This window comes from Dokdonella sp. (assembly GCF_035703485.1).
Lineage (GTDB): Bacteria > Pseudomonadota > Gammaproteobacteria > Xanthomonadales > Rhodanobacteraceae > Dokdonella.
Map to the genome: position 1 here is coordinate 1 of NZ_DASSYD010000007.1, position 10,265 is coordinate 10,265.

At 58.7% G+C, this 10,265-nt stretch carries 8 protein-coding genes; 4 read left to right on the plus strand and 4 right to left on the minus strand.

Features of this window, described 5'->3' with window-relative positions:
• Positions 1-210 precede the first annotated feature (210 nt).
• From VFN25_RS00485 to VFN25_RS00495, 3 genes are all read left to right on the plus strand, one after another.
• A complete protein-coding gene (locus VFN25_RS00485) occupies positions 211-513 on the plus strand; it encodes a hypothetical protein (protein WP_325137667.1) in 303 nt (100 codons plus the stop codon).
• A 216-nt stretch (positions 514-729) separates the two neighbouring features.
• Positions 730-1,377, plus strand: coding sequence for a hypothetical protein (locus tag VFN25_RS00490; protein ID WP_325137670.1), 648 nt, complete (start codon positions 730-732; stop codon positions 1,375-1,377).
• Between the two features lie 400 nt (positions 1,378-1,777).
• The gene (locus VFN25_RS00495; protein ID WP_325137672.1) at positions 1,778-1,951 is read left to right on the plus strand and encodes a LiaF transmembrane domain-containing protein; all 174 of its coding nucleotides are present in this window, start codon (positions 1,778-1,780) and stop codon (positions 1,949-1,951) included.
• Positions 1,952-2,791: 840 nt separating this feature from the next.
• On the opposite strand, the gene VFN25_RS00500 is transcribed toward VFN25_RS00495, so the two are convergent.
• Positions 2,792-4,480: a sialidase family protein gene (locus tag VFN25_RS00500; protein ID WP_325137674.1), complete on the minus strand. Its 1,689-nt coding sequence runs from the start codon at positions 4,478-4,480 to the stop codon at positions 2,792-2,794.
• A 244-nt stretch (positions 4,481-4,724) separates the two neighbouring features.
• On the opposite strand from VFN25_RS00500, the gene VFN25_RS00505 reads away from it, so the two are divergent.
• Positions 4,725-5,318 (plus strand): hypothetical protein, encoded by a 594-nt coding sequence (locus VFN25_RS00505; RefSeq protein ID WP_325137675.1) that lies wholly within the window; start codon positions 4,725-4,727, stop codon positions 5,316-5,318.
• A gap of 124 nt (positions 5,319-5,442) precedes the next feature.
• Here VFN25_RS00505 and VFN25_RS00510 read toward each other — a convergent pair whose 3' ends face one another.
• From VFN25_RS00510 to VFN25_RS00520, 3 genes are all read right to left on the minus strand, one after another.
• Positions 5,443-6,021, minus strand: a complete 579-nt coding sequence (locus VFN25_RS00510) for an NnrU family protein (RefSeq protein ID WP_325137677.1) — start codon at positions 6,019-6,021, stop codon at positions 5,443-5,445.
• Positions 6,022-6,150: 129 nt separating this feature from the next.
• Positions 6,151-6,741 carry a hypothetical protein gene (locus VFN25_RS00515; RefSeq protein WP_325137678.1) on the minus strand — a complete coding sequence of 197 codons (591 nt, stop codon included), beginning with the start codon at positions 6,739-6,741 and terminating at the stop codon, positions 6,151-6,153.
• Between the two features lie 166 nt (positions 6,742-6,907).
• On the minus strand, positions 6,908-10,126 hold the full coding sequence (locus tag VFN25_RS00520) for a hypothetical protein (protein ID WP_325137680.1): 3,219 nt from the start codon (positions 10,124-10,126) through the stop codon (positions 6,908-6,910).
• Positions 10,127-10,265 lie beyond the last annotated feature (139 nt).

Here is a 10,265-nt window from a genome sequence, read left to right on the forward strand (position 1 = left end):
ATCCGCCCCGCGGGCGGATTTTCATTTCCGGTACGCAGAGTTGATTTCCTGCCACGACAACCTCGGGACCGACAATCGGGGCACTCACTCCACTGATGCCCGATCAAAGCAGGCTTTCGAAGTACACGCGGCTCGAACTCATCAATGCTGCCGCGCTTGTGAGGCCTCCTGATCCGGGCAGCCCAGTCGATGAGGTCGAGGTAGTCTTTGATGCTGATCGACAGCAAGTCCGTTGTCACCGCAAGATTGATTGACGACAGCGGCGCTTTGGCCAAGGCAAGAGTCGAGCGGCTTTTCGACGCGCTGAACAGCACTGGTGTGCGCCGACGATTCGAGATTCTCGGCAATGCCGGCTCGAATCGGATTGAGATCGACATGACTCATGCAGGTCTGCGCGTCGGTCTCACCCGGTCCGGGTCCGCCGGAAACAAGCGACCCCGGCGCGTCGCGACGACGTCGTCTGTCCAGATAGCGGCGCTGGTCAGATCGATCCGCAGCACGTCAAGCACGTGATTGCTCATCGCGACATTTACATATTCGCCCGCGGCAAGGATTTCGGTCAGTTCGGGCAAACGCTGAAACGAATCGCGCTGTCTGAAGAAGGCGCCCTTTCGTGACACAGGATCTTGTCGGAGACATGGATATCCTGATTTGTCCCAAAAGGTAGACAGAAGGCGTGGGAACGCGTTAAGAAGACCCGTTCCTCAAGGTTGATACATGCTGAGTGAGATGAGCAAGCTGTCCGAACAAGAAGGAGAGCCCCGAGAACAACAAGCACCAGACGTGGCGTCTGCATCAGATCGCTTTAGCACTGAGCGGGCGTTCTTGCGCTTATCGTTCTGGCAAACAGTCTTGTCTGTGGTGGGCGTATTCATTGCATTGGTCGCACTCTATGCAGCGTTGGCGGAGTCCAACGCGGTGCGTCAGCAAACGTCTGCGGCTGTTTGGCCGTTCGTTCAAGTTTCGACTGCAGATTTTGATTCGGGCGACACGGCTGGCTTTACTCTCTCGCTCACAAATGTCGGAGTCGGGCCGGCGCTCGTACGATCGGTACGCGTCGTTATCAACGGTGAGCCGGTGTCTGACTGGGATGACGCTGTCACGCGTCTTGGCGGGACTCTCAGTGATCAAGTCGGACGCAATTCCATCAGCGACAGCGTGCTCCGGCCAGGGCAGAAGATTGACTTGATCCATGTCGGTAGCCCCGCCCTCGCGCGGGCGTTTCAGGCCGCGATTCGCAACCCGGGAACATCCATCTCTTATTGCTACTGTTCGATCTTTTCTGACTGCTGGCTGGCAGATAGCCGGCACCGAGCGCTGAATCCAGAGTCAGTGGAAGTATGCCCGGACTTCGGTGACGCAAAGTTCCGGAATTAGGGCAGCAAGAACGCGGCACATGAATGCATTTCCCGGAACTCTGTCTGCGTCGGAAAAGTAGTGGCTGAGGTGCGGGCGCAATGCGGTCCAAGAACCGGAGCACCGGCAACGCTCGGCTGGTGATGACGCTACCCAATGATCCGTCATTCAACCATCGGAAATTACCCAATTGATCTGGATGGCCTCACTCAGGCACAAGGGATCGTGGTGCAGAACAAGCGACGTGGTTCGCTGCTTCAATCAGATTGTTCTTTCGCCGCATCAGCAATCACGTAAGGATGGATGTCCCGGTTCGACTCCTCGCCTCTTGTTCCGCTTTGGTGCGATTGTGACCAATGATAGGCTGGTAATGGCCTATCTACAGCCACGTTCGACCTGATTCGTACTCCGGATAATAGCAATGCGATCCAACTCACTTGTCGGCGCTTATATCCTAATTGGACTTGGAATATATTTTCTCTTGCAGAAGCAAGGCTGGCTTCCGAACCTCGGGCCGCTCTTGTCGGAGTGGTGGCCGCTCATTCTCATCATCATCGGTGTTGCAATGATCCTGCGCCGTCGCTCACGCGATTGACGCGGGCCGACATCGCGACTTCAGGTGGGCATTCGCCCTAGTAGTGCAATGTGCTTTGGCGCGGAGAAATCACGCGCGAGATGGCAGACTTCAAACCGTTCGTTTCTTCGAACGATTCCGAGATGTCGAAGGCTTTCACGAATGTATCGGACTCACCATCAATTGGGGCGGTGAAGGTATCTGTGAAGTTGACTCGAATTTCGACTATCGACTCCTTCTGCTGCCGAGGAATCACAACAACTACGCACACAGCCTGGTGCTCCATTTCATGATCAACTCTGCTCAGGAGTGATACGACTATTTCGACCGGATTGAACCGATGGAGAAATTCAAGGGCGCCAAGCTAGCGTCTCCCTACCTCAAGCCATGGGAATTGCTCATAACCCATGTTTGGGATCCAGAATGAGTTTCCGCAGCATTCTTGCCGCCGTCGCGATTTTCATTGTCATTGGATGTTGGCGGGGTTTTCTCGCGTACAGGTGACACCTTCGGGCGAAATCGCGCGCCCCGATTGTGGGAAGCAACCCAGTCAACGTCGTGATTCGTCGCGTGCAACTATCTCCGACTATCGCAGCTGTCGTGTTTCAAAGGGCAGGCGGCTCGTTTGGTTACTACCTCCTCGACAAGGTTACGGATAAGGATGGAGAACGGTGGGTCGGGGACGCCGAGAGCGGTCCCGGTTCTGCTTTTGATTCGGCCGATGTTGCCGAGAAATACGCTCGACAGGCCGCCAGACGCCCGGGTTGAATATGCGCTGTCGACGACGCTCCGGCTGGCCAGCCAAGCAAGCATGCCCCGCTTCGCCGGAAACGGGTCGTCAGTCTGACTACATCCAGAAATTCAATCCTGGCCCGCCTCATCGCGCGGTCGTCCGGGCATGCGGATTTCCATCTTGGCCTGGATATTTTCGGAGACGCGGCGGCGGAATTCCGGGTTGATCACGAGCGGTTGGGATTCGATCGCCGTGGCCGGTCCCTTGGCGCGCAGCTCGGAGGCCATGGTGGCGTAGCTGGTTGTGACCGAGACGGCGGGTGCGGCGAAGACGTCGGTTCGGTTGCCGTTGCCCTCGCCGGTTGTGCGTGCGTAGAACGGGATGAAGGTTGATCCACTGCTGCCGAGACCTTGATAGTCGCCGAGAAAATAGGCCAGGCCATTTCCCCAGGCTGCCTGTGGAGCCCTCGACAGATCAAACGGTCCGGAGACCTGGCTTTCCTGCCAGTTCACTGCATCAGTCGAGCGCGCCAGCCAGATGTCGGTGTACAGCGTATTGGCATCGCTGGTGTTGGAGCGCAGATCGAAATAGCTCAGCCCGATCATGCCATCGGCACGCACATTCAGGGCTGGCAGGAAGGCGGCGACGGTCGGATCGCCGTTGGCGCGAAGCGGGTCTGACCAGGTCAATCCGCCATCGCTGGAATGCGCAACGGCGATGCTGTCGTGATTGCCATTGCTGAAACGCGAATCCTGCCAGGCAGCGTAAAGTTTGCCATCCGCAGCCACCGCCACCGTCGGCACCAGGGTGCCGTCACGGACTCGCGCACCGGTTTCTGGATCAACCGTGCCGACGGTCAGTTCGCTGGCGATGCGGATCGGCGAGGACCAGCTCACGCCATTGTCCGTGGAACGAATCAAATCCAGCCAGGCCGAGGTAGCCCCATTCGCCGCAACGTCGATATGCGTGTAAAAATTGACCAGCGTTCCGTTTGGCAACACGACAATAATGTTGCCAATGGTTTGACTGTTGACTCCGGGATCGTAGATCGGTCGCGCAGGTTCCCAACTCTCGCCTCCATCAATACTGCGGGTAAACCAGGTGGGTCCGGTGTTGTCGATCGCGATGCGATCCCAGACCGCGTAGATGAAGCGCGAGTCGAGCGGATCGGCGGTAATGGTTTGCTTGTCGTGGAAGGCGACATCACCTTCAAGGACGAGCGTGGTCGGTGGCCCCCAGGTTTCGCCGCCATCGATTGATCGACTGACCAGCACGGAGGTATCCGATCCGGGCATCAGCGCGGCGCCATTGAACGAGATCGAAATTACATAGGCGGTTCCGTCCGGAGAGACGGCAACCCAGGGATCGCTGGTGCGTTCGTAGTCGCCGCCATTGTCGGCATCGCCACCTGCGCAACGCGAGAACGCCGGGAAGCTGCGGCTCCAGGTCTGTCCGCCATCGTTGGAGACTCCGACACCCAGTGCTCGAGCGCCACCACTGGTCCTTCGATCCTGTTGCCAGGCGCCGAAGTAGCGCTGCGGATTGCCCGGATCCAGCGCGAAATGGGGCTCGACTTCACTGTTGACCGCAACGGTTCCCGAGATCGCAACACCTTCGCAATTGCTTGCAAACGGAGAACTTGCCGTGACCCGATACTCGGGATCCAGAGTTGGTGTTGGCGGCGGCGGTGGAGGCGTTGGAGGCGGCGGCGTCGGGGCTGGGCTGCTCGAATTCGAGCTGCCGCCGCCGCAACCAGCCAGTGATAACAGCAGCACAACCAGTGCGCCTTGAATTCCCCTCCGGATGGACTTTGTCATTTCAACCTCCCCCGCTTGGCACGAGCCAATCTGACGTCGATCCCGGTGACTGTCAATACGAAACTCTCCGTAGATTGCTCCCTACCCTCGGGGCAGCGCAGGTACGAAAGCAAAAAACTGTTACATCACAGTAACTTAAGCTGTCAAATGGTACGGTTGTTGTCCATTGTCGTTTGGGATGTCTTTCCACATGCGGCGTCAATCACCGCTTGCGGCGGTGCTTCCTCCACTCCGGGAGAGTGCAATGAAAATTCGCAAAATGCTGATCGTGCCGGCCTCAATTGTTGCGTTCGGGTTTGCCATGCAGGTGTCGGTTGCTCAGGAATCCGAGGCGACATCCAAGGCGGTCGATGCCGCCACCGAGATGGCCAAGGACAAGGTCAAGGATGCGGCCATGGATAAAGCCGGCGACATGGTGGGCGTCGAGTCCGGTAGCGCGACCGCCGTCGAAGCTGCGGTTGGCGGCAAGTCAATGACCGAGTCCGCTACCGACATGGCAAAGGACAAGGCCAAGGATATGGCCATGGACAAGGCCGGTGACATGGTGGGCGACAAGGCCGGGAGTGCCGCCGCCGTCGGCGCGGCGGTTGGCGGCAAGTCAATGACCGAGTCTGCTACCGATATGGCAAAGGACAAGGCCAAGGATGCGGCCATGGACAAGGCCGGTGACATGGTGGGCGACAAGGCCGGGAGTGCCGCTGCCGTCGGTGCCGCCGTTGGTGGCAAGTCGATGACCGAGTCCGCCACCGATATGGCCAAGGACAAGGCCAAGGATGCGGCGATGGACAAGGCCAGCAAAACCCTGGAAGAAGCAACGGACGCGGATCACCAGGAGTGATCAAAGTCGACGGTCGATTTCGCCGGCGTCGACACTGATTCTGCGCTCACCCAGAGCGCAGAATCGAGTCCGGGGCGGGCCTCAAGCCCGCCTGCAACTCACGAATAGACAACCCTCTCGTGATTCAGGCGAACGGGCTGACCCCAATCCAGTGGACATGCGCCCACATCGCGAAGCCTGCCCACGCGGCGATGCCCACCACAAGAGTCACGATATCGCCGACCAGACCACCTTGTGGATAAGTGACGCCATCGCGGCGGTCGTGGCGTCTTGAAACGACGAATAGCACCACCGCCCAGATCAGAAACGCACCGAACAGAACCAGATCATGCAGGAAGCCGGTGGCGAGCAGATGTCCGAAAGCCCAGAGCTTGGTTCCGGCCAACATCGGGTGGCCGATCTTGGCCTTGAAATGGTTGCGCGGAATGTAGGCGGCGGCGACCAGGATAAAAGCGGCCAGGGTAAACAGGGAATTGGCGTGCCTTAGCGCGCGCATCGGAACGTAAAGAAGCACCGGTTGCTGGCGGGCCAGCGAAAAGCCCCAGATGATCAAGCCGAAGCCAACCAGTGAAACCAGCGCATAGATTGCCTTCCATGCGTTCGTTCCAATCCTGGCGCAGGTCCGGCGGCAGAATCCGTCGGCGAAAATTCGCAGCGAATGCACGCCAAGAAAGATCAACAAGCCAAGTATCAAAATCGTCATTGTGGTTTTCCAGGTGACTGAAGGAATCCTGCTTCAACTCCTGGGCGCGAGTTGATCCGGGATGCCCGAATCATGCCAGCAGTCCGGCTGACTTGCTTGCCAGCGCAGAAAACACTCGTCAGTTGCAACTCAACTGGCAGAGGCGCTATCAGTGGATGGGGAACTCTGATAGTCGCGCAAGTTGCAGGAACCGACTTCATCGAGGTGGCGGTCGATATTTTCTTCCAGCGCTCGGATCCGACTCGTCTCGATTCGGCCCAGGGTGGTTTCACCCGTGGATCGGGACAACTCCATCGCATGCTCGGCGCACGGCCAGTTGGCCAGCATCGCGTGCGCCTCGGCAAGTTGGAAATATGGCAAATAGTCCAGAAACCACATTCCATAGGTTCGCTTGCGTGCCTGCGGCTCCGGCCTGAGATCAATGGATTGATTCAGTTCAACGATGGCGCGGCTGGCATCTCCGGCCTCAAGCAAGGCCTGGCCATACTGGAAATGGAAATACCACGGCAGAAAATTCCTGTTGCCGGAACTATCCAGTCCGCATTGAACCAGCACTTTGCGACGCAATGCATCGACCGCTGCAGGTTGCAGGCTGGTTGACTGGTAGGTCGGTGTCTCGGTCGCGTGTCCGGCGATTGCTGTATCCGCCGTTGCAACAACCGGCAATGCCAGCGCAATAGCGATAAAAGTCACGAGCCGTGTTTTCAGATCAGGAATCATGGCGAATCTCCAATGCCTGGTTCGTTGAAATTGAATCTGCTCAAGTCACTCGGACTATACGCCTCCACTTGCGTCGGCATCTTGCAGTGGCGGGCCTAGGTCCAGGCCAGGTGGTTCTCACAGCAACTCATGCCGCGTCTCAAAAAATTTGCGGGATAGTGAACCGTCATGGCAGATCCTTCGACTCGGATTCGCCACCCAAGGCGATCTGGGCGGCGCTCGGCAGCGTGATTTCCGGCCTGTTTGCGGCCCGCAGTGCGGAATTCAGCGCTTCCAGTTTGCCGCCTTGCAGCTGCTTCCAGGCTTCCGTCGAGCGCGCAAGCTTGTTGCGATAGTCGACAAGCAGCCGCTCTTGCGGTGATGTCGGCAAGCGATCGGCACCCTCGACATCCGTGGCCAGCGATGACAAGACGTCACTGATTGTCGACAGCGAAGGTGCATCGTGCCCGTTGTCGTTGAGCAATGGTTTCAGCTTTGCGGAAAGATCGCTGGCCACTGCCTGCAGATTGCCGGACCACGGTATCGACGCGTCTTTCAGTCCCGAATTGATCTGCTCGCTCACCGCTTCAACCTCGCCATGTGCCTGCCAGGCACGCTCGATTTCCAGCTTGACGGCGTTCCAGAAAGCGAGTGACTTCTGCAGATCGGCAACCGTCGTCGCGACGCGTGGATCCGCGCGAACCGTCAGCGCTTGCGTCATCTCCTTGCCATCGACGTTGAGTGCTACCTCATAGGTACCGGGTACCACCAACGCGCCTTCCGGAACCAGCGGTGTCGATTGACCCAGCACCGCCCCGATTGAGTAGTCGTAGTTGACTGCTTTTGGCCGGGCAAGACGAAGATCCCAGACCAAGCGATGCGCACCACGGTCGATGCCGGGAACTGCGCGCGGTTGCAACCAGACACTTGAGAAATACGGCTTGGCGTTCGGCTCCGCAGTTGTGTCGTCGCTGGCAAAGTGGCGCAGGACGTCGCCGCTGGAATCGCGAATTTCAATGACAACCTTGTGCGCATTTTCCGCAAGCGAGTAGTCAATGATCGCGCCGCTCGGCGGATTGGTCCCTAGCGCGGTCTCCGCCGGCGGTGGCGTGTCCTTGTTCTGGTCACGACGCACGCGATACGCGGGTGATGGAGCAAACAACTGCGCGGACTGCATCGATTTGGCCGGATCCATCTGGCGAAGCGGCGCCAGATCATCGAGTACCCAGATCGCACGACCCTGAGTGGCTGCGATCAGATCGTTGCCATGCACGAGCAGGTCGCGCACCCAGGCCACCGGCAGGCCGTTCTGCAGCGATTGCCAGTTGTCGCCATCATCAAACGAGACAAACGCACCGTTGTCGGTCCCCGCATAAAGCAAACCGCGTTTGACCGGATCTGCACGGACCACGCTGACATAGCGACCTTGCGGAAGCCCCTTGTTGATTCGGGTCCAGTGCTTCCCATAATCATGCGTGCGCATCACCCACGGGCTGAAATCATCTTGCCGATGATTGTCGATCGCCGCGTATGCGGTGCCGGGATCGAGTGCGGACACATCGATCGAGCTGACCTTGGCCCAATCCGGCAATCCTTTGGGCGAAATCTCGCTCCAATGTTTACCGCCATTCCGGGTCAGTTGTACGCGACCATTGTCCGTACCGATCCAGATTTCGTTGTTGTCATGCGGCGAGGGACCAATGGCGTAGATGACGCCGTAGCCACACGCCGTAGCGTGCCTGATCGGCACATCGCCATCGCAGTGCTTTGGCGCTTTGGCGGCACCGGTCAGGTCCGGGCTGATTTCAGTCCAGCTCTGGCCGCGATCCATCGAGCGAAACAGCACCTGCGAGCCCGAATACAGCGCATACGGCGGTAGTGCCGAAAATGCGATAGGCGTGAACCAGGTGTAGCGATAGCGGACATCGCTACCGCGAGCGCCATAGCTTGACACCGGCCATGGAGAAACATTCTGAACTTCTCCGGTTGTTGCATTCCAGCGCGAAATGCGCCCGCCGAGACCCGAGCCGAATACGATGTTGGGGTCTTCCGGATCGGGGATATCAAAATCACGTTCGTCACCGCCAACCGGATGCCAATCACGGAAGCTGATTGCGCCGTAGTCGCTGCGACTGGCGATACGAACGGTTCCGGAATCCTGCTGTCCCGAGTAGATCCAGTAGGGAAAGCGGTTGTCGGCGGCAAGATGGTAGAACTGGCCAGTTGGCTGGTTGTACCAGTCACTCCAGCTGTTGCCTCCGTTGACGCTGACCACGGTTCCCTGGTCGGCAGCGGTGACCATGCGTTCGGGATATTTCGGATTGATCCAGAGGTGATGATAGTCGTCGCCACCCGGCGCGCCCTTGATGATCGTGAAGGTGAGCCCGGCATCGACGGACTTGTGTATCGATTGACCCATTGTGTACAGGGTGTCGGGGTCGTCCGGAGCGACCGTCATGCGGCTCTCGTACCAACTGGATACGGCGCTTGCGTCATTGGTGCGCTGCCAGTGCCCGCCACCGTCATCGGATCGGTACAAGCCGGAGTGCTTGGCCGAGTCGATCGAGGCGTAGATGCGTGTCGCGCCATTGGCAAGATGGGTGACGCCAAGTCCAATCCGGCCAAGCTTGCCAGTCGGCCAGCCCTCACCGGCGAGGCGTGTCCAGGTCTGTCCCGAGTCGGAGGAATGCCAGATCGCACTGCCCTCGCCTTCAATCGGCGTGAAGTAGCTCAACCAGGGCCAGTTGCGCGCCGTCCATGAAGCCGCGTAGACATTGTTCGGCTGCTCTGGATCGACCGCGAGATCAACCACACCGGTTTGCTCATCGACAAACAGTGTCTTCTTCCAGGATTTGCCGCCATCGGTGCTGCGGAACACGCCACGTTCGGGATTCGGGCCGAACCAGTGACCGAGCGCGCCGACCAGTACGATGTCGGGGTTTTCCTGATCCACGAGGATGGCGCCGATATAGCGTGTCTCGCGCAATCCGGCGTATTGCCAGTGCTCACCGCCATCGACGGATTTGTACATGCCGTTGCCGGACTGGATGTCGTAGCGCGGCTCGGGATATCCGCTGCCGACGTAGATGACCTCGGGATTGGAAGCGGAAATCGCGATTGCGCCAATGGCCGCATCCGCCAATCCGTTCGACTTCGACTGCCAGGTCGCGCCGGCGTCGCTGGTCTTCCAGACCCCACCACCGGCAGCGCCGAAATAGAAGGTGTCCGGTTGATCCGGAATGCCTGCGGCCATCGTCCCCCAGCCACCGCGAAACGGACCAACCAGTCGCCATTCAAGGCCACGCAGCTGAGCGGAATCAACCGGCTGTGCGTAAGTGAGCGGCGTGATCAGGACCGCCAGTAGTGCGCCGAGAAAGAAGCGAGCGAAATTGCGAAGCATCGACATGGCCAAAATTCCCGAAAAGACTTCCAAGAACGCTGACCATACTCCCAGCCACGTCAAATCTGTATGTGAAGAAGGCCACCCCAACAGGCTGGTATGAATCAGCATGTGCCCGATGCCGGCGCTGTTTCAAACGATGATC

What these genes read in the sequence shown, in the direction of transcription:
- VFN25_RS00485 (WP_325137667.1), top strand. Translation starts at nt 211, where the DNA reads ATGCTGATCGACAGCAAGTCCGTTGTCACCGCAAGATTGATTGACGAC.
- VFN25_RS00490 (WP_325137670.1), top strand. Translation starts at nt 730, where the DNA reads ATGAGCAAGCTGTCCGAACAAGAAGGAGAGCCCCGAGAACAACAAGCA.
- VFN25_RS00495 (WP_325137672.1), top strand. Translation starts at nt 1,778, where the DNA reads ATGCGATCCAACTCACTTGTCGGCGCTTATATCCTAATTGGACTTGGA.
- VFN25_RS00500 (WP_325137674.1), bottom strand. Translation starts at nt 4,480, where the DNA reads ATGACAAAGTCCATCCGGAGGGGAATTCAAGGCGCACTGGTTGTGCTG.
- VFN25_RS00505 (WP_325137675.1), top strand. Translation starts at nt 4,725, where the DNA reads ATGAAAATTCGCAAAATGCTGATCGTGCCGGCCTCAATTGTTGCGTTC.
- VFN25_RS00510 (WP_325137677.1), bottom strand. Translation starts at nt 6,021, where the DNA reads ATGACGATTTTGATACTTGGCTTGTTGATCTTTCTTGGCGTGCATTCG.
- VFN25_RS00515 (WP_325137678.1), bottom strand. Translation starts at nt 6,741, where the DNA reads ATGATTCCTGATCTGAAAACACGGCTCGTGACTTTTATCGCTATTGCG.
- VFN25_RS00520 (WP_325137680.1), bottom strand. Translation starts at nt 10,126, where the DNA reads ATGTCGATGCTTCGCAATTTCGCTCGCTTCTTTCTCGGCGCACTACTG.